Source organism: Aquabacterium sp. TM01, assembly GCF_057808345.1.
In genome coordinates this window covers 1,096,554-1,115,371 of sequence record NZ_AP046529.1, presented here as the reverse complement: position 1 = coordinate 1,115,371, position 18,818 = coordinate 1,096,554, and the positions used below count along the sequence as shown (strand labels likewise).

Here is an 18,818-nt window from a genome sequence, read left to right as displayed (position 1 = left end):
ACGCAGCAATCGACGAAGAGATGGCCTGGTAGCTCAGTTGGTAGAGCAGCGGATTGAAAATCCGCGTGTCGGTGGTTCGATTCCGCCCCAGGCCACCAAAATTCTCAAGAAGCCCATCCATCGCGATGGGCTTTTTTGTTTCTGGCTTTGGCTTGTGTGAGCCAAGCTCAACACAGCGCGGCATCGTTGAGTGGCGTGGTTGCAACACCCTCTTGTGGATGGCGATCACCTGCTCGGCACGGCCCGCGAGCGCGCTTTCAACACCGGTATTTCAAAACACCAACGCGCGCCAGCGCAGATCGAGGGCGCGCGCCATGAACTGCACGGCCCCACCGCGCTGCGTGCACACCGCGATGAGGTGATCGGGGTCGATGCCTTGTGCCTGCAACGCGTCGGTGCAGGCGAAGAAGCGCGCCCCGTGCTCGTGGGCGTCGCACATGTGCTCGGCAATGGTTTTGGCGATGCGCGGGCTGGCACGCAAGGCCTCGGCCACGCCCGGCACCAGCAGGTGCACGCTGGCCGCAGTGAAATAGATTTCGACGGGCACGTCCATGGCCGCCGCCGCCGCCGCGTGGAAGAAAGGCGTGGCCAGCCGCTCAGGGACGGCCGGATCGGTCGCCCACAGCAGAATCGCCACGCCGTCGACGCTGTGCTCGGTGAAGCTCATGGTGTGTTGCCTTCGCCGGGCTGAGGCGCCGGGGTTGCCGTCGCTGGCAGCAGTTCCAGCCGGTGCAGCCAGGCATGGTGGGCCATGGCCGACGCGGCTGCGTCGCCCTGCAACAGCGCGGTCTGGTCGGCCGCGAAGTCGGTCAGTTGCAGCCGGGCGATCCAGCCAGCGCCATAGGGCTCACGGTGGACCCACTCGGGCTGGTCGTCCAGTGCGTCGTTGACCTCGATGATCGTGCCGCTGACCGGGGATTTCACCGCGACGATGGCCTTGGACAGTTCCACCACCGCCACCGTGTCGCCCTGGGACAGGGCCGTGCCCACTCGTTTGGCGCGGCACATATAGACCTCGCCCGAGAGGCGGATGCCCAGCTGCGTGATGCCCACCGTCGCGGTGCCATCCTCGTGCAGGCGCGCCCACACCTGATGCTCGACCAGGTAGTGCAGATCGGCCAGAATCGGCCAGGGCTCGATGGCGGCGTCAGACATGGGCAAGGGCGAGGACAAGGGCGGCAAGCTCGGACGGAGCGGGATGGGTGGGGCGGAAGGGCATGGGAGTCGAACCCACCCGGCGACGCATGGCGCCACCCACCGGGTTTGAAGCCCGGCCCATCCACCAGGATGGTTGCCCTTCCCTGTCTCTCATGTGAACAACGCGCAATCGGTGCGCAGCTTGTGCAGATCGCCCACGCGGCGCGTGAGGCCGACACGGTCGAAGTATTCCAGAATCTGGATCGCCCGCTTGCGGCCCAGGCCGGTGGCGTCGCGGAAATCCGCCGCCTGGACCTCGCGAGCATGGGCCATGCCCACGTCGCGCGCCAGCGTGGCGAGGCGCTGCATGGTCGCGGGGGGGTAGTACAGGTCCTTCACGAGCTGGTGCAGCTCGCCCCGGCGCGCCAAGCGTGCCAGCGTGGTGCGCACGATCGGCTCGGGCTCCTTCGCGTCTTTGGCCAGGTCGCGCACCCAGGCACCCTCGAAGCCCGCGGCGAGCAGCGGCGACTGCACCTTCTGTGCGATGCGCGACTCGGTGGCCGACAGCTGGGCGCCATGCGTGGGCAGGTGCACGAACGCGCCGTGCAGCACCAGCGCCTGCTCGGCCGCCAGGTGTGTCAGCAGCGCCTGCCACAGGGGCAGCGGCAAACGCGGCGCGGCCAGGCGGCGCAGACGCGCGGTTTCGGGGCCCAGCTCGTCGGGCTGCTGCGCGTGAAAGCGGGCCAGCGCGGCCAGCACGGCGGTTTGGAAGCCAGCCACGTGCGTCGGGCCCAGCGCCCAGCCCTCCTGGGCCAGCGCGGCGGCGGCCGCTTCCAGCGCAGGCAGCGTGCGCAGGACTTGTGCGGCCGCAAAGCGCGTCAGATCGACCCCATGCGGGGCCACGGCCAGCAACGCCGCCAGCCGCTCGGTGGCCCTCGGGCGAGTGAACGCGTCCAGCTCCGCGAGCCGCTGCGGCGTGCGGCGATAGCGCGTGGGGGCGAAGGGGTCGAGTACCGTGCCCCCCGCCAGCGTGCGGCTGGCTGCAGCGTCGCGCAAGAGCACGCGCTCGCCGTGCCAGGCGGCCAAGGGCGTGGACAGCACCAGCTGGACCCAGCCTGTGGCACCCGGAGCAAGGGCATCGCCTCCGTCCTCGGTACGCAGCACGGCGACCGACGCCGTGACCTGAGCCGCGCCGAGGTAGGCCAGCACCCGCGCCCCGCTGCGCAACGCCTGGGCTTCGCCGGGCCACAGCGTCAGCTGCACATCGAGCCGCTGGGTGGCCTGCGCGACCGCTGGATCCACCAGCCACTGGCCGCGCGCCACCTCGTCCTTGGCGATCCCGACCAGCGCCACGGCGCACCGCTGGCCGGCATGCGCGGCCTCGACTGGCTGGTTCTGGGCGTGCAGGCTGCGCACGCGGGCGCGCTGCGGTTCGCCGCGTTCGGTCGGGACCAGGACCAGCTCATCCCCCACCCGCACCGTGCCCGCGTGGACGGTGCCGGTGACCACGGTGCCCGTACCCTGCAGCGTGAAGGCGCGATCAATGGCGAGGCGGAAAGCCTGCGTCGCCCGTTGCGCGTCGGCATCGGGGTGGTGCCGGGCAGCCGCTTCGAACAGCAGGGCTTTAAGGTGATCGATTCCCGCCCCTGTAGGCGCCGACACGGCGACGATGGGTGCCTCCGCCAGCGAAGTGTCTGCCAGCAAGGCCCGCATCTCCGCTTGCACGGACGCAATGCGGTCGGTGTCGACACGGTCGGCCTTGGTGATGACGACCACGCCCCGGTCGATGCCCAGCAGCGACAGCACGGCCAGGTGCTCGCTGGTCTGCGGCATCGGCCCGTCGTCAGCCGCCACCAGCAGCAACGCGACATCCATGCCACTGGCGCCGGCCACCATCGTGTGCACCAGCCGCTCGTGGCCGGGGACGTCGATGAAACCGATGCGCTCGCCGCCCGGCGTGTCCAGGAAGGCATAGCCCAGCTCGATGCTGATGCCGCGTTTTTTCTCTTCCGGCAAACGGTCGGTGTCCACACCAGTGAGGGCCCGCACCAGCGTGGTCTTGCCGTGATCGATGTGTCCTGCGGTGCCGATGATCATCGCGCGCCTGCCGTCACGGTGACCGTGGTTTGCGCGCCAGCGGCGCACGCAGTTGGTCGAGCTGATCAACCAGCGTCGAGGCCTGCGCCAGGCAGCGCATGTCCAGCAGCAACCGGTCGTCCTGGATACGGCCGATCACGGGCACAGGCAGCGCACGCAGGGCGTCCGCCAATGCTTCCAGCGCGCGGCCACTGCCCTTCTTCTCCACCGGCGCAATGGCCAGACCGGCCGACGGCAGACGCTCGACGGGCAGCGAGCCCGAGCCAATCTGGCCTTGCAGCGCGACGCCTTCCACGGTGTAGTGCGGGGCCAGCACCGCTTGCAAGGCGGGTTGCACGGTCTGTGCGGTGGCTGCGATGTCGGCCAGCGGCCGGGTGAGCAGGCGCAAGGTGGGCAGATCCTGCGTCAGGCGCTCGGGGCGCAGGTACAGCATCAGTGTGGCTTCGAGCGCGGCCAGCGGCAGCTTGCTCATGCGCAGGGCGCGCTTCATCGGGAACTTGCGGATGCGCCCGACGGCTTCGCGCGTGCCGACGATCAGACCAGCTTGCGGGCCGCCGAGCAGCTTGTCGCCGCTGAAGCTGACCACGTCGCAGCCGGCCCGCAGCATGTCCTGGGGCAGCGGCTCGCGCGGCAGGCCCCAGGCGCTCAGGTCGACCAGCGCACCCGAGCCCAGGTCGGTGGCCAGTGGCAGGCCGCGGGCATGGGCGATGCCCGCGAGCGTGGCCTCGTCCACCGCGCTGGTGAAGCCCTGCACCGCGTAGTTGCTGGTGTGGACCTTCATCAGCAGCGCGGTGCGATCGGTGATGGCACGCTCGTAGTCGTGCGGGTGGGTGCGGTTGGTGGTGCCGACCTCCACCAGCTTGGCGCCCGCGCTCTCCATCACGTCGGGCATGCGAAAGGCCCCGCCAATTTCGACCAGTTCACCGCGCGAGACGATCACCTCCCGGCCCCGCGCCAACGCCGCGATGCTCAGCAGCACGGCGGCCGCGTTGTTGTTGACCACGGTGGCGGCTTCGGCGCCGGTCAGCTCGCACAGCAAGCCTTCCACGATGCTGTCGCGATCACCGCGCTGACCGGTGGCCAGATCGTATTCGAGGTTGTTGGGCCCCTGCATCACGGCCAGCAGGTGCTGCAGGGCGCTGTCGGCCAGCAGGGCCCGGCCCAGGTTCGTGTGGATGACGGTGCCGGTGAGGTTGAGCACCGGCTGCATGCGCGGGGTCAAGCGCGCGCTCACCCGGGCGGCCAAGGCGTGCACGAGCGTGTCAGGTGCGGCGTCGTGGGTCAGCAAGGTACCGGCCAGCGCCTGGGCACGGCAGGCCTCCAGCAAGGCGCGTGCTTCATGGGTGACCAGGGTGTGGCCATGCTCAACCACCAGCGCGGCCACGCTGGGTTCGCGCAGCAGGCGGTCGGTGGCGGGCAGGTCTTGGGGGCGCGCCTTCGGAGAGGCGTCTGCCGGGGCCTGCGAACCGTGCACCACGGATTCAGCGGGCCGGGTCATCAGCGTCGCCCTCGCTCGGAGGGGGCATCGGGCGGGGGCGTCGGCACCGCTTCGGCGGCACCGTCCTCGTCGCTGCACCCAAACAGCAGCATCAGGTTGACGCCGTGGCGGATGAAGCCTTCGTCAGACACCAGCAAGTCGAGCGTCAGGCTGGCCAGGTCGTCGGCCACAGGTTCGACGTGCAGGTCGCGGTCCATGTGCACGATCTTCAGGTAGTGCTGGCACACGCTGCAGGTTTCGGCCTGCACGGCTTCGCGCCGCCCTCCGCGTTCGGCATCGGCGAGCGCCTGCAGGGCCTGGTAGCGGATGCCGCCTGTGCCCAGGCAGTGCGTGCACTTGACGCGCACCATGTGCCACTCGGCGCTGCACAGTGCGCAATGCAGGTAGCGATGGCCTTCTCGGTCACCGCCCACGCGGGTGATGCTGGCGGTGGGCAGGCTGCCACAGCAGGGGCAGCGCGTGGCGTCCTGCGTGATACCGAAGGGCTGGCGTTGCGCGCCCGCGGTGGCCCGCACCAGGTGCGTGAAGTACAGCTGCAGGCCAGCCGCGATCAGCGGGGCGGCGGCCAGATCCAGGCCAGGCGTGATGCCTGCCAGCAGCCACTCGGCTTGCTGCTCCAACTGGGTGTCGTCCCATTGCGTGAGTGCCTGCACGCCCGCCTGAGCGGGACTGTCGGCCGGGAGTTGCGCCAGCACCCGGGCGATCAGCTCGCGCCATGCCGCGCGCCAGGCGGGATCGCGCGGCCAGCCGGTGGCCTCCAGCAAGGGCTGGCCGACTTCGGCGGCGGCATCGGCCTGGGTCTCGGTGGGCAGTGGGACATCGGGGTAGCGCGCCAGCTGCGCGTGCTGGGCCTCACAGACCCCGGCCATCAGCAACAGGTAGTCGCGCATCGCGTGGCCCGCCGCCAGCTGGCGCAAGCGCAAGGCACGCTCGGCAAACACATCGGCGCCAGGCAGCAGCAAACGCGGCAGATCGGCTCCCGCGTTGAGGGCGATTTCTTCGGGCGTGCGCAAACGTGCGCTGGCGGTCAGAGTCATGAGTCAGGACTGCCCCGGTGATGGATGATGGGGGTGGGTGCGCCCCTTCATCTTGTCACGGTACCACAGCGGGTGGTGGTGCTTGGCCCAGCCCGCCGTGACGGTGCCCTGCGTCATGGCACGCAACGTGCCCTTGACCCAGATGGCAGCATAGATGTGCACCACAGCCGTCAGCGACATGATGAACGCCGCCAGCGCGTGCAGCACCACGGCCACGCGCTGCAACGGAATCGGCACACTGCTGGCAAACCAGGCTTGCCAGAACAGGACGCCGGTGACGAGCAGCACGATCAGGCACAGCGTCATGCTCCAGAACACCAGCTTCTGCCCGGCGTTGTACTTGTGAACGGGTGGCAGTTGCGAGTCATCGCCTGCGAACACCAGCTTCGGCGCGGCCTTGACCCACCGCCCGTCTTCGCGGCGCCAGATGTTGGCGCGCCAGAAGCCCACGAACATCAGCAGGAACAGCAGGAACACGCCGATGCCCAAGTACGGGTGCACGATGCGCGTCCACTGCGGGCCACCAAAGAACTGCGTGAGAAAGAACAGGTGGGGGTGGAACAGCGCCAGCCCCGAGAAGCCGGCCAGACCGAAGACCACCACCACCAGCCAGTGGTTGATGCGCTGGTTGTCGGTGTAGCGCTGGATGTAGAGCTTTTGCATGGCAGCTTCTCCTCACGCATCGCGGACATGGGTGCGGCCCTCGCCCTTGGCGCCCACCACATTGGGCTCGCCGTCGGGCACGAGGTCCTCATCCTTCTCTGGCACTTCCAGCGGGCCTTGCTTCATGTGATGGAAAAAGCCCACCAGTGCGGCACCGATCATGGTGGCCAGCGCCACCGGCTTGGCCAAACCCTTCCACAGCGCCACCATCGGGCTGATGACCGGGTGCTTGGGCAGGCCGGCATACAGCTCGGGCTGGTCACCATGTTGCAGCACGTACATGACGTGGGTGCCCTCCACCCCCTCGGGGTTGTAGACAGCGGCCTGCTCATAGCCCCGGGTCTTCAGCTCACTCACCCGCTCGGCGCCGTAGTCCAGCATGTCGTCCTTGCTGCCGAAGCGGATGGCGCCGGTGGGACAGGCCTTGGCGCACGCCGGCTCCTGCCCGACGGCCACGCGGTCGGCGCACAGCGAGCATTTGTAGGCCTTGTTGTCCTTGGCGCTGATGCGCGGCACGTCAAACGGGCAACCCTTGACGCAGTAGCCGCAGCCGATGCAGTTCTCGCTGATGAAGTCGACGATGCCGTTGGCGTACTGAACGATGGCACCGGGCGAGGGGCAGGCTTTCAGGCAGCCCGGGTCCTCGCAGTGCATGCAGCCGTCCTTGCGGATCAGCCACTCCAGCCGGCCGGGGGTGACCTCGACCTCGGAGAACTTCATCACCGTCCACGCCTGGGGTGTGAGGTCCACCGGGTTGTCGTAGGTGCCATGGTTGGTGCCGACCTCCTCGCGCAGGTCGTTCCACTGCATGCAGGCCACCTGGCAGGCCTTGCAGCCGATGCAGCTGGAGACGTCGATGAGCTTGGCCACCTCAGGGATGCGCTCGCGTGCATCGGGCGAGGCCGTGGTGGTGGCCGACCGCTGGGCGATGTCGAGGGATTGCAGGGAAGACATGTCAGCGCTCCCAAAGGGTTGGGGGACACGAGATGGCGGACGGGCTCACCGTCAGGCCTTCTCGATGTTCACCGTGAACGACTTGTACTCGGGCGTCTGCGTGTTGGCATCGCCCACGAAGGGGGTCAAGGTGTTCACCAGATAACCCGGTTTGGTCTGACCGATGAAGCCCCAGTGGTTGGGCAGGCCCACGGTGTGCACCGTCTGGCCCCCGCAGTCCAGCACCGGGATGCGTTTGGTGACCACCGCCACAGCCTTGATGAAGCCGCGGTTGGACGACACCTTGACCCGGTCACCATGGCCGATGCCCTTCTCCTTGGCCAGCGCTTCGCTGATCTCGACGAACTGCTCGGGCTGAAGGATGGCGTTGGACAGCGCGTGCTTGGTCCAGTAGTGGAAGTGCTCGGTGAGGCGGTAGCTGGTGGCCGTGTACGGGAAGTCCTTGGGTTTGCCGAACGCTTCCATGTCCCCCTTGAACACGCGCGCTGCGGGGTTGGACTTGGCGCGCGGGTCCTTGTACATGGGGTTGACGTCGAGCGGGGTCTCGAACGGTTCGTAGTGCGTCGGCAGCGGGCCTTCAGCCATGCCCGTGGGGGCGAACAGGCGCGCCACGCCCTCGGCGGTCATGATGAAGGGCCGCACGGCATCGGGCGCGGTGGGGTCGGCCGTGACCGCGATGTCCGGCACATCGGAGCCGGCCCAGGCCTTGCCGTTCCACGCCACCAGCGGCTTGTCGGCGCGCCAGGGCTTGCCGGTGGTCGGGTCCACCGAGGCGGCGTTGTACAGGATGCGGCGGTTGGCCGGCCAGGCCCAAGCCCAGTTCAGCGTCTGGCCGATGGCCCAGGGGTCGCTGTTGTCGCGCCGGGCCATCTGGTTGCCGGCCTGCGTCCAGGCACCTGCGTAGATCCAGCAGCCGCTGGCTGTGCTGCCATCGTCGCGCAACTGACCGAAGCCCGAGACCTGCTCACCGGCCTTCACCAGCACCTTGGTCGGGTCGACCGGGTCGGTCACGTCGGACAAGGCCTTGCCGTTGTACTCCCGGGCCAACTCGTCCGGGCCGGGCCGGTGCGGCACCTTGTACGGCCAAGTCAGATTCAAGATCGGGTCGGGGAAGGCGCCACCCTCCTTGCGGTACAGCGCGCGCAGTCGCACGAACAGCTCCGCCATGATGTCGATGTCGGTGCGGGCCTCGCCAGGAGGTGGTGCGGCCTTCCAGTGCCACTGCAGCCAGCGACCGGAGTTGGTGATCGAGCCTTCGTCCTCTGCAAAGCAGGTCGAGGGCAGGCGGAACACCGTGGTCTGGATCTCTTCGCTCTTGACGTCGTGGAACTCGCCGTGGTTGCGCCAGAACTCCGAGGTTTCGGTATTCAAGGGGTCGATGGTGACGAAGAATTTCAGCTTCGACAGGCCCGCGACGATCTTCTTCTTGTTCGGGAAGGACGCCACCGGGTTGAAGCCCTGGCAGATGTAGCCGTTGAGCTTGCCCTGGTTCATCATCTCGAACGCGCGCAGCACGTCGTAGAGCACGTCGTACTTGGGCAGGTAGTGGAAGGCCCACTGGTTGTCGGCCGTGGCCGCATTGCCCCACCAGGCCTTTTGCAGGCTGACGAAGAACTTGGGGTAGTTCTGCCAGTAACTCATCTGCCCTGGGCGCAAGGGCTTCGTGGAGCGGGCCTCCAGGTAGCCGGTCAGGTCCTGCTCGGCATCGCGCGCCAGGCTCAGGTAGCCCGGCAGGCTGTTGGACAGCAAGCCCAGGTCGGTCAGGCCCTGGATGTTGCTATGCCCACGCAGCGCGTTCATGCCGCCCCCGGCCACGCCGATGTTGCCCAGCAGCAGCTGCATGAGGGCACCGCAGCGCAGCATCTCGGAGCCCGTGCTGTGCTGGGTCCAGCCCAGCGCGTACAGGATGGTCATGGTCTTGCCCGGCGTCGCCGTGCTGGCGATGTACTCGCAGACCTTGAGGAAGTCCGCCGGCTTGGTGCCACAGACCTTGCTGACCATCTCGGGGGTGTAGCCCGCGTAGTGCTTCTTCATGACCTGGAGCACACAGCGCGGGTGCGCCATGGTCATGTCCACCTTGGCGAAACCGGCCTCGTCCTTCTCGTAGGCCCAACTCGAGGGGTCGTAGCTGCGCTTGGCGTCGTCGTAGCCGCTGAAGATGCCTTCGTTGAACTGGTACGCCTCCCCCACGATGAACGGGGCGTTGGTGTAGTGGCGCACGTATTCCGTCTGGATCTTGTTGTTCGAGAGCAGGTAGTTGATCACCCCGCCCAGGAACGCCAGATCGGAGCCTGCGCGCACCGGCGCATAGAAGTCGCTCATCGCAGCCGAGCGCGTGAAGCGCGGGTCAACGACGATCAGCTTCGCCTTGTTGTGGTTGCGTGCCTCGATGGCCCACTTGAAACCCACCGGGTGCGCCTCGGCGGCGTTGCCTCCCATCACCAGCACCACATCGGCGTTCTTGATGTCCTCCCAGTGGTTGGTCATCGCGCCTCGGCCAAACGTCGGAGCCAGACCGGCTACCGTCGGGCCGTGTCAAACACGTGCCTGGTTGTCGAAGACCAGCAAGCCCGTACTTCGCATCACCTTGTGGGTGATGTAGCCCGCCTCGTTGGACGAGGCCGACGCGGCCAGCATGCCGGTGGTCAGCCAGCGGTTCACCGTCTGGCCACTGGCGTTCTGTGTCTGGAAGTTGGCGTCGCGATCGGCCTTGATCAGTTTGGAGATACGGCTCATCGCCTCATCCCAGCTGATCCGCTTCCATTCCTTGCTGCCGGCTTCTCGCACCTCGGGATGCTTCAGGCGCGTGGGGGCGTGCACGAAGTCGAGCAGGCCAGCCCCCTTGGGGCACAGGCTGCCCCGGCTCACCGGATGGTCGGGATCGCCCTCAATGTGGATGACGTCGCCCAGGGCATTCTTGGCTCCGTCGCCCAGGCTGTACATCAGCAGCCCGCAGCCCACCGAGCAATAGGTACAGTTATTGCGGGTTTCCGTGGCGCGCGCCAGCTTGTAGTGGCGGGTTTCGGCCAGCGCTGCCGTGGGCGAGAAGCCCAGCGCGACCAGGCTGGACGCCGCCAAGCCTGCGCCGCTGACGCGCAGGAACTGTCGTCGGTTCATGTTCACCATGTTCGACTCCTGTTGCGTTGGCATGCGCTCACCTTCAGCCTGGGGCTGAGAGATGAGGCGCGCACCGTGAAAACCAGTGTCGGGGGGATCTTCACCCTCACGTGGCGAGAGAACACCCTTGAGAATCGGATCGCTGATGTTGTGTTGTAAGCCCACCCGGCTAGACAGTCAAGGCTGTGTGAGCGGATATCACGAAGTCGAGCGACGCGGAACAGCCGCCCTGGGCCCACCGCGCGCTTGGACAAGCCGGCTCCAAACTTTTATACTGTCGCCCGTGGATCGGTTCTGTCCCGGGCCACTGAATGCTTCAAAAGCCCATCCATCGTGATGGGCTTTTCGTTTCAGCTCGCGGCGTGTGGCACGGCACCTGCCTACCGTGTCGGGGCGCTCGCCTGATTGCCCCTCCTCCTCACCCACCCGCCTCATCGCCACGCCATGAAGACTTCGATCCACCTCGTCGACGTCGATCGCCCGGACACCTGGTCCCGTTACCGCAACGGCCTGTGCGACACCTGCGTGGCCAACTGCTGCACGATGCCGGTCGAGGTGAAATTGCCCGATCTGGTCCGGCTGGGCCTGGTGGACCCGTTTGAAGCCGAACACGAAGAGCCCAAGCAGATTGCCAAGCGCCTGAGCAAGGCGGGCGCGATCGAGCACTTCAATTTCAAGCACAGCATCTTCACGCTGTCGCGCCGCGCTAGTGGCGATTGCCAGTATCTGGATGCCGTCACGCGGCGCTGCACGGTGTACGAGCAGCGCCCCAACACCTGCCGCAAGCACCCCCAGGTGGGACCACGCCCCAACTACTGCCCCTACGGTGCGCGAGCGCAACGCCGCTGACAAGGGCACTCTGCCCTGTGCAACCCGGGCCGATCGTCAGGGTTTTTCGTTCAGATACTGCTGGAGCAGGCCGAAGAAGCCATCGTAGAAAGACTCTTCCGAGATGGTTTCGACCCCCACCTTGACCATGGAGTCGCTGCTCGACATCAAGGGAATGGAGAGCGAGCCGATGGCGCTCAGGCCCAGGCTGGCCGAGGTGTTGGCTTTCTTGAGGCTATAGCTCTCTTGCACCCCGGTGACGAAGGCCAGGCTGACTTGGCCCTGGGCGTCTTCGGGCACACACACCACACGGATCAGCATCTTCAAATGCGACTCCACATCGGGCTGGAAGTGCTTGGTGCCCTCCACCAACTCGGGGCTGCTGCTGTTGACGATGTAGCCCTGGCTGAGCAGCGCACGGCGGCCGGCCTCGCAGGTCTGGGCCGGGGTGGCGTCGATCAGGCGGGAATAGGTCTCGGACGCGCCAAACGCCTCATGGCGCGCCGACGCTGGCTTGGACACGCTGCCACAGCCAGAGAGCCACAGCGCGCACGTCACGGCGCCCCACCCCGCACGAATGCGCGCCAAGCGCCAAATCTGAGGGGAAAGAGAAAAGCGGATCATGGGCAAGATTGTCAGGGTTGCGGTGCATCTTCGCACCATGAGGGGCATGGCCGTGTGTCAGGCACGCCCTCAGTGGCTCGGGACAGTGCGCCAGGCGCGCCAGCCCAGTCCGAGCAGCGTCACACAGCAGAACGCGGCACCGGCCACAAAGGTGGACGAGGCGCCCCACTGGTCCCACAACCAGCCGGCCAGCACGCTGGCCACCAACATGGCCAGGCCGCTGACCAGGTTGAAGAAGCCGTAGGCGGTGCCGCGCAGGTCCGCAGGCGCGGTGTCTGCCACCATCGTAGCGAGCAGGCCCTGCGTCATCCCCATGTGGACACCCCACAGCGCGACGCCCAGCAGCACGCTCACCCAGTGGTCGTCGTAAGCCAGGACCAGATCGGCCAACAGGAGCACCACCAGCCCGCCGGCCAGCAGCGTGGTGTGACTCACGCGGTCCGACAGACGACCGAAGGGGTAGGCACTCAGGGCATAGACCACGTTCATGGCCACCATGACCAGGGGCACCCAGGCGATCGGGATACCCCCCTGCTGGGCGCGCAGCACCAGAAAGGCCTCGCTGAAGCGGGCCAGGGTGAACACGGCACCGGTGGCGACCACCCACCAGTAGGCGGGGCTCAAGCGCCGCAGGTTCTCGCGCCGGATGGGGTTGACGTGGCGCTCGCCTTCATGGCGCGCGGGTTCTTGCACGCCGAAGCACAAGAGCAACACAGCCAGCACGCCCGGAATGACGGCCACCCAGAACACCGCCCGGAAGTCATTGGCCCACCACAGCATCAGCCCCACGGCCAGCAAGGGACCGACAAACGCGCCCACGGTGTCGAGGGACTGACGCAGGCCGAACGCCGCGCCGCGCATCTCCGGTGGGGCGATGTCGGCCACCAGGGCATCGCGCGGGGCGCCCCGCACGCCCTTGCCCACGCGGTCAAGCAGGCGGGCGGTGAGGACGATGCCCGCGGTGGGGGCGATGGCAAAGAGGGGCTTGGTCAGCGCGCCCAGGGCGTAGCCGACAACAGCCAGGGCTTTGCGCCGCCCCAGATAGTCGCTGAGCGCGCCTGAAAAGACCTTGACGATCAGGGCGGTGGCCTCGGCCAAGCCTTCGATGAGGCCCACCGTCAGGGCACTGGTGCCCAGCACGCCCACCATGAACAGAGGCAGGAGGCTGTGGATCATCTCGGAGGAGATGTCCATCAACAGGCTGACAAAACCCAGCATCCAGACGCCCGCCGGGATCTGGCGCAAGGGAGACGGTGCAGAAGCCATGTGAGCGCCACAAAGAGAATTCAGTGGTGATGGTAGCCGGCCCGGTTACCAACCGGCCATCTGTGCACGGCGTCAGAGGGGATCATCCCGACAGAACCGGGCTTAGGTAACATGTCGCCTCCGCGCGCGCCACCCCGGACGCATCCAGGTGCGCAACGCCCTTGACGCCTCGCGCCCCAGACACCTGTTCCGCATCCCATCATGAGCAAAGCCCCTCCTTCTCTGTCACGCCGCATTTCCTTGGCGTTTGGCAGCTTCTTCGGCATCCTCTCGCGCCCTGACTTTGCCGCCGACGTGGCACGTTTGCGTTCGGGCGGCATGCCCGAGGCGCCCGCAGCCCTGCCGCCGTCATCGACGCCCACAGCTGCGCCCACCGTCGCCCCGGCTGCCGAACCCACGCCTGTGACACCCGTCCCCGGAACACCCGCGCCTGTGGCCGCCGCCACACCGAAGGCCGCCGACACCACCGCAGCCTTGCAACTGCTGTCGCTGCTGCAGCGCGAGGCCCGACTCGTTGATTTCGTGCAGGAAGACATCGCCGCTTACAGCGATGCCGAGATCGGCGCCGCGGCCCGCGTGGTGCACGAAGGTTGCCGCAAGGTGCTGCGCGAGCACGTCAGCCTGACCCCTGTTCGCGCCGAAAACGAAGGCAGCCGCCTCACCCTGCCTGCCGGCTTTGACGCCGGCGCCGTGCGCCTGACCGGCAATGTGATTGGCCAGGCCCCGTTCACGGGCACGCTCACGCACCGGGGTTGGCGCGCCACCGAGGTGCGCCTGCCGCAACTGGCCGAGGGGCATGACGCGCACATCGTGGCGCAGGCCGAGGTGGAACTGTGAGCACCCCGTCGCGCTACACGATTGGCATCGACCTGGGCACCACGCACTGCGCGCTGTCGTGGGTGGACACGCAGGCCAGCGATGGCGAAAAGGTGCTGCAAGGCGTCTTGCCCATCCCGCAGTTGACCGCGCCGGGTGCGGTGGAAGGACGCGAGCTGCTGCCGTCCTTCCTGTACCTGCCGCATGGCAGTGAATTCGCCCCTGGCGACCTGAACCTGCCCTGGTCCACGACCGAATCGGTGGCGGTGGGCGAGATGGCCCGCTCGCGCGGTGCGGCCACGCCGATCCGGCTGGTGTCCAGCGCCAAGAGCTGGCTGTGCCACCCCGGCGTCGACCGCCGCGCGCCCATCCTGCCGGCCGATGCGCCGGCCGAGGTTGAGCGCGTGTCGCCGCTGGCTGCCTCGGTGCGCTACCTCACACACCTGCGCGACGCCTGGAACCAGGCTCACCCGGAGGCGCCGTTCCACGAGCAAGACATCACCGTCACCATCCCGGCCTCGTTCGACCCGGGCGCGCGCGAGCTCACGGCCGAGGCCGCACAGCACGCAGGCTACGCCCACCTGACCCTGCTGGAAGAGCCACAGGCCGCGCTCTACAGCTGGATCCAGCGCAGCCAAGGGCAATGGCGCAAAGAAGTACAGCGCGGCGACCTGATCCTGGTGATCGACGTGGGGGGCGGCACGACCGACCTGTCGCTGATGGCCGTGCTGGAGCGAGAGGGCAACCTGGAGCTGCAACGCGTGGCGGTGGGCGACCACATCCTGCTGGGCGGCGACAACATGGACCTGGCGCTGGCCTACGGCGTGGCACGCAAGCTGGCCGGCCAAGGCACCCAGCTGGACGCGTGGCAGACCCGCGCACTGGCCCATGCCTGCCGCCAGGCCAAAGAGATGCTGCTGAACGACGCCAGCGTGGCCGCCGTGCCGGTGGTGGTGCCGAGCCGCGGCTCGAAGCTGATCGGCGGTGCCATCCGCACCGAGGTGACGCGTGACGAACTGACCCAGATCCTGCTGGAAGGCTTCTTCCCGCAGGCGGCGGTGTCGGATGCGCCCCTGAGCCGCGCCCGCGGGGGCCTGACGCAGCTGGGTCTGCCCTATGCGCAAGATGCGGCCATCACCCGCCATCTGGGCGCCTTCCTGAGCCGCCAGCGCGACGCCCTGGCCGAGCTGAATGGCTTCGAAGGCCAACCGTCGGCCAGCGCCAGCTTCTTGCACCCCACCGCCGTGCTGTTCAACGGCGGCGTACTCAAGTCCGGCTTGCTGGCCGAGCGCGTGCTGAGCATCCTCAACGGCTGGCTGAGTGCCGAAGGGGCTCCCACAGCCCGCTTGCTGGGGGGCGCCGATCTGGACCTGGCCGTGGCCCGTGGCGCGGCCTATTACGGCTATGTGCGTCGCGGACGCGGCGTGCGCATCCGCGGTGGCACGGCGCAGGCCTACTACGTGGCGGTGGAATCGAACATGCCCGCCATCCCCGGCATGGAGCCGCCCATCCAGGCCCTGTGCCTGGCGCCGTTCGGCATGGAAGAAGGCAGCGAAGCCGGTGTGGCGGCCGCCGAATTTGGCCTGATCGTGGGCGAGCCCGTGCGCTTCCGCTTCTTCGGCTCGTCGGTGCGGCGCCAGGACAGCGTCGGCACCCTGCTCGACTTCTGGGGGCCCGATGAGTTGCAGGAACTGACCGAGATCGAAGCCAACCTGCCCGCACAAGGCCGCACCGCCGGTGAGATCGTGCGCGTGCAGTTGCATGCCCGGGTGACGGAAGCCGGTGTACTGGAACTCGAAGCCCTGCCGGTGGGCAGCAGCGAGCGCTGGAAGGTCACCTTCGACGCCCGCGCGGACAGCCTTTCTGACCAGCCCAGCACCGGCCTGTGAGCGCACGCTACACCGTCGGGATCGACCTCGGCACCAGTCACACCGTGGTGGCGTACGCCGACCACGCGGCGCTGGCGTCGGCGAGTGACGACGCGATCCGGCTGTTCCCGATCCGGCAGGCCGTGGGGCCGGGCGAGGTGGCGGCGAGCGAACTGCTGCCCTCGGTACGCTACCACCCCGCGCCTGGCGAGTTGGGCGCCGGGGGGGGGCACACTGCCCCCCCCTCGCCGGCCACCGAGGTCCCCGCTGTCTTGGGCGAATACGCGCGCGCGCTGGGCGCCCAGGTCCCCGGACGCCTGGTCAGCAGCGCCAAGAGCTGGTTGTCGCACCCTGGTGTGGACCGCACGGCGGCCATCCTGCCCTGGGGCGCCCCCGAGGACGTGCCCAAGGTGTCGCCCGTGACAGCCAGCGCCAGCTACCTGGCGCACGTGCGCGCGGCCTGGGACGCCGCCTTCCCCGACGCGACGCTGGCCGAGCAAGACATCGTGCTGACCGTGCCGGCATCGTTCGACGAAGGCGCGCGCAGCCTCACCCTGGCCGCCGCCGAACAGGCTGGCCTGAACCTGAATCACCTTCGCCTGCTGGAAGAGCCGCAAGCGGCCTTCCACGACTGGCTGTTCCGCCACCGCACCCATCTGAACGAGGCGCTTGGTAAGGCGCGTCTGGTGCTGGTGTGCGACGTGGGAGGCGGCACCACCGACCTGACGCTGATTCAGGTCGCCCACAATGCACAGGGCCTGCCCCAGCTCACCCGCATCGGTGTGGGCGACCACCTCATGCTGGGCGGCGACAACATGGACCTGGCCCTCGCCCACCTGGTCGAACGCCGGATGGCGCAGCGCACGCCGCTGTCGGCCGCGCGCTTGGCCCAACTGGTGCAGCGCTGCCGCATCGCCAAAGAGCAACTGCTGTCCGACCCAGCACCGCAGGAGGTCACCGTCACCTTGCTGGGGGGTGGCGCTCAGTTGATCGGCGGCGCCAGTTCGGTGACGCTGCAACGCGATGAGGTGCTGCCACTGATCGTCGACGGCTTCATGCCCCGCGAAGCCGCCACGACGCACCCGCGCCAACGCCGTGCCGGCATCGTCGAATTCGGCCTGCCTTATCCGGCCGACCCGGCCGTCACGCGCCACCTGGCAGCTTTTCTCAACCGCCACGCCCAGGCCTCGCGGCAAGCGCTGGGGTCGGCTCCGAACGCCGCTGTGCCAGGCACGGTGCCCGTGCCCGTGCCCGTGCCCGTGCCCGTGCCCGTGCCCGTGCCCGACACCTTGCTGCTCAACGGCGGTGTCTTCCGCGCCCCGGTGCTGGCCCAGCGTCTGGCCAACACCTTGGGCGACTGGGCCGGACACGCGGTGCAGGTGCTGCACAACGATGCCCCCGATGTGGCCGTGGCGCGCGGCGCCGTGGCCTACGCCCTGGTGCGGTCCGAACGCGTGCCCGAGCTGGGCCGAGGCATCGGTGGCGGCTCGGCACGCAGCTACCTGCTGGTGCTCGATGACACCCCGGGCCAACGCCAAGGCATCTGCGTGTTGCCGCGCGGCACGCCCGAAGACACCGAAGTGGTCCTGCCCGACCGCACCTTTGCCCTGCGCCTGGGCCAGGCCGTGCGCTTCCACCTGGTCTCCTCGGTGGCCGATACGGCCTGGCAAGCCGGTGAGCTGATCGACCTGGACGACGAGCGCTTCGTGCGCCTGCCGCCCATCACCACCGTGCTGCCCCGACCTGGCGGACAACGTGCCCTCGACGTTCAGGTGCGCCTGAGCGCGACCATGACCGAGGTGGGCACCCTGGAAGTGCACTGCACCCGCCTCGATGACCCGCACCAGCGCTGGCGACTGGCGTTCGAGTTACGCGGCACCCCATCGCCCGACTCCGCCCACACAGTGCCCACCGATGCCCCTACGCATCCACGCCTGCCCCAGGCCGTGCAGCTCATCGACCAGGTGTTCGGCCCCCTGGCCCAGGCCGTGGACGCGAAAACCGTGCGTCAACTGCGCACCCGGCTGGAGCAATGCCTGGGCGCCCGTGACACCTGGGACCTGCCCCTGCTGCGCGCCCTGTTCGATGCCCTGTGGGCCCGCATGCGCCGCCGCCGACGCAGCGCCGAACACGAACGCGTGTGGCTCAACCTGACCGGCTACTGCCTGCGCCCCGGCTTGGGCGCCCCGCTGGATGCCTGGCGCATCGAGCAAGTCTGGCCCCTGTTTGAACAAGGTATCCAGTACACACAAGACAGCAACAACTGGTCCGAATGGTGGACGCTGTGGCGCCGCGCCGCCGGCGGACTCGACTCCGCGCAACAACTGCAACTGCTGGAAGTGGTGGGCGAACACCTGATGTCCATCCAGCACGCCCGGCGCGACAAAGACCCCCTGCAGAACAGCTACGACGACATGGTGCGCCTGGTGGCCTCGTTGGAGCGCGTGCCCGCCGCCTACCGCGTGGAAGTCGGCAACTGGCTGGTGCAACGTCTGCAGAAAACCGGCGACAAGCCCCACACCTGGTGGGCGGTGGGGCGACTGGGCGCGCGCATCTCCCTCTACGGCAACGCGGAGAACGTCGTCCCATCCGACACCGCCAGCGTCTGGCTGAACGCCCTGCTGGGCCTGGACTGGCGTACCGTGGACCACGCTGCCTTTGCCGCCACCACCCTGGCGCGCATGAGCGGCGATCGCGCCCGCGATCTGCCCGCCGAGTTGCGCGAAACGGTGATCCAGCGCCTGGAGGCCATCCGCGCCCCGACAAGCTGGAGCTCAATGGTGCGCGCGGTGGTGGAGCTGGACGAGGCCGATCAGAAGCGGAGCTTCGGGGAAGCGCTGCCAGCCGGCTTGAGGTTGATTACAGCCTGAGCCTACGCCCACAGACGCGGCGGGGGATAATCCAAGATCACGC

The 18,818-nt window shown here is 68.1% G+C and carries 14 protein-coding genes and 2 tRNA genes; 5 read left to right on the top strand and 11 right to left on the bottom strand.

The window, feature by feature from the left end; all coding sequences use genetic code 11:
- The first annotated feature begins 22 nt into the window (after window positions 1–22).
- Window positions 23–98 (top strand) — tRNA-Phe (locus AC3WW4_RS05180).
- A gap of 173 nt (window positions 99–271) precedes the next feature.
- Here the strand turns inward: AC3WW4_RS05180 and AC3WW4_RS05175 are convergent.
- The 9 genes from AC3WW4_RS05175 to fdnG all read right to left on the bottom strand — a co-directional run bounded on the left by AC3WW4_RS05175 (window position 272) and on the right by fdnG (window position 10,512).
- A complete protein-coding gene (locus AC3WW4_RS05175) occupies window positions 272–667 on the bottom strand; it encodes a DsrE family protein (protein ID WP_488827318.1) in 396 nt (131 codons plus the stop codon).
- Window positions 664–1,155, bottom strand: a complete 492-nt coding sequence (locus AC3WW4_RS05170) for a glycine cleavage system protein H (RefSeq protein WP_488827317.1) — start codon at window positions 1,153–1,155, stop codon at window positions 664–666. The genes AC3WW4_RS05175 and AC3WW4_RS05170 overlap by 4 nt, the downstream gene beginning before the upstream one ends.
- 53 nt (window positions 1,156–1,208) lie before the next feature.
- Window positions 1,209–1,301: transfer RNA gene (locus AC3WW4_RS05165), tRNA-Sec, on the bottom strand.
- A gap of 7 nt (window positions 1,302–1,308) precedes the next feature.
- On the bottom strand, window positions 1,309–3,234 hold the full coding sequence (selB, locus tag AC3WW4_RS05160) for a selenocysteine-specific translation elongation factor (RefSeq protein WP_488827316.1): 1,926 nt from the start codon (window positions 3,232–3,234) through the stop codon (window positions 1,309–1,311).
- A gap of 13 nt (window positions 3,235–3,247) precedes the next feature.
- On the bottom strand, window positions 3,248–4,732 hold the full coding sequence (selA, locus tag AC3WW4_RS05155) for an L-seryl-tRNA(Sec) selenium transferase (RefSeq protein WP_488827315.1): 1,485 nt from the start codon (window positions 4,730–4,732) through the stop codon (window positions 3,248–3,250).
- On the bottom strand, window positions 4,732–5,769 hold the full coding sequence (gene fdhE, locus AC3WW4_RS05150; RefSeq protein ID WP_488827314.1) for a formate dehydrogenase accessory protein FdhE: 1,038 nt from the start codon (window positions 5,767–5,769) through the stop codon (window positions 4,732–4,734). Before fdhE ends, selA begins: the two co-directional genes overlap by 1 nt.
- Before the next feature lie 3 nt (window positions 5,770–5,772).
- Entirely contained in the window at window positions 5,773–6,432 is a 660-nt protein-coding gene (locus AC3WW4_RS05145; protein ID WP_488827313.1) for a formate dehydrogenase subunit gamma, read from the bottom strand.
- Window positions 6,433–6,444: 12 nt separating this feature from the next.
- A complete protein-coding gene (gene fdxH / locus AC3WW4_RS05140) occupies window positions 6,445–7,386 on the bottom strand; it encodes a formate dehydrogenase subunit beta (RefSeq protein WP_488827312.1) in 942 nt (313 codons plus the stop codon).
- Between the two features lie 51 nt (window positions 7,387–7,437).
- A complete protein-coding gene (gene fdnG / locus AC3WW4_RS05135) occupies window positions 7,438–10,512 on the bottom strand; it encodes a formate dehydrogenase-N subunit alpha (protein ID WP_488829691.1) in 3,075 nt (1,024 codons plus the stop codon).
- A 435-nt stretch (window positions 10,513–10,947) separates the two neighbouring features.
- Between fdnG and AC3WW4_RS05130 the strand changes: the two genes are divergently transcribed.
- On the top strand, window positions 10,948–11,352 hold the full coding sequence (locus AC3WW4_RS05130; RefSeq protein ID WP_488827311.1) for a YkgJ family cysteine cluster protein: 405 nt from the start codon (window positions 10,948–10,950) through the stop codon (window positions 11,350–11,352).
- 36 nt (window positions 11,353–11,388) lie between these two features.
- On the opposite strand, the gene AC3WW4_RS05125 is transcribed toward AC3WW4_RS05130, so the two are convergent.
- On the bottom strand, window positions 11,389–11,919 hold the full coding sequence (locus AC3WW4_RS05125; RefSeq protein WP_488827310.1) for a DUF2242 domain-containing protein: 531 nt from the start codon (window positions 11,917–11,919) through the stop codon (window positions 11,389–11,391).
- A 105-nt stretch (window positions 11,920–12,024) separates the two neighbouring features.
- Window positions 12,025–13,221 (bottom strand): MFS transporter, encoded by a 1,197-nt coding sequence (locus AC3WW4_RS05120; RefSeq protein ID WP_488827309.1) that lies wholly within the window; start codon window positions 13,219–13,221, stop codon window positions 12,025–12,027.
- A gap of 201 nt (window positions 13,222–13,422) precedes the next feature.
- Between AC3WW4_RS05120 and AC3WW4_RS05115 the strand changes: the two genes are divergently transcribed.
- From AC3WW4_RS05115 to AC3WW4_RS05105, 3 genes are read left to right on the top strand one after another with little or no spacing between them, the layout of a single operon-like run.
- On the top strand, window positions 13,423–14,058 hold the full coding sequence (locus AC3WW4_RS05115; RefSeq protein WP_488827308.1) for a DUF2760 domain-containing protein: 636 nt from the start codon (window positions 13,423–13,425) through the stop codon (window positions 14,056–14,058).
- Window positions 14,055–15,926, top strand: a complete 1,872-nt coding sequence (locus AC3WW4_RS05110) for an Hsp70 family protein (RefSeq protein WP_488827306.1) — start codon at window positions 14,055–14,057, stop codon at window positions 15,924–15,926. Before AC3WW4_RS05115 ends, AC3WW4_RS05110 begins: the two co-directional genes overlap by 4 nt.
- Window positions 15,923–18,775 carry an Hsp70 family protein gene (locus tag AC3WW4_RS05105; protein WP_488827305.1) on the top strand — a complete coding sequence of 951 codons (2,853 nt, stop codon included), beginning with the start codon at window positions 15,923–15,925 and terminating at the stop codon, window positions 18,773–18,775. Before AC3WW4_RS05110 ends, AC3WW4_RS05105 begins: the two co-directional genes overlap by 4 nt.
- Window positions 18,776–18,818: the final 43 nt, after the last annotated feature.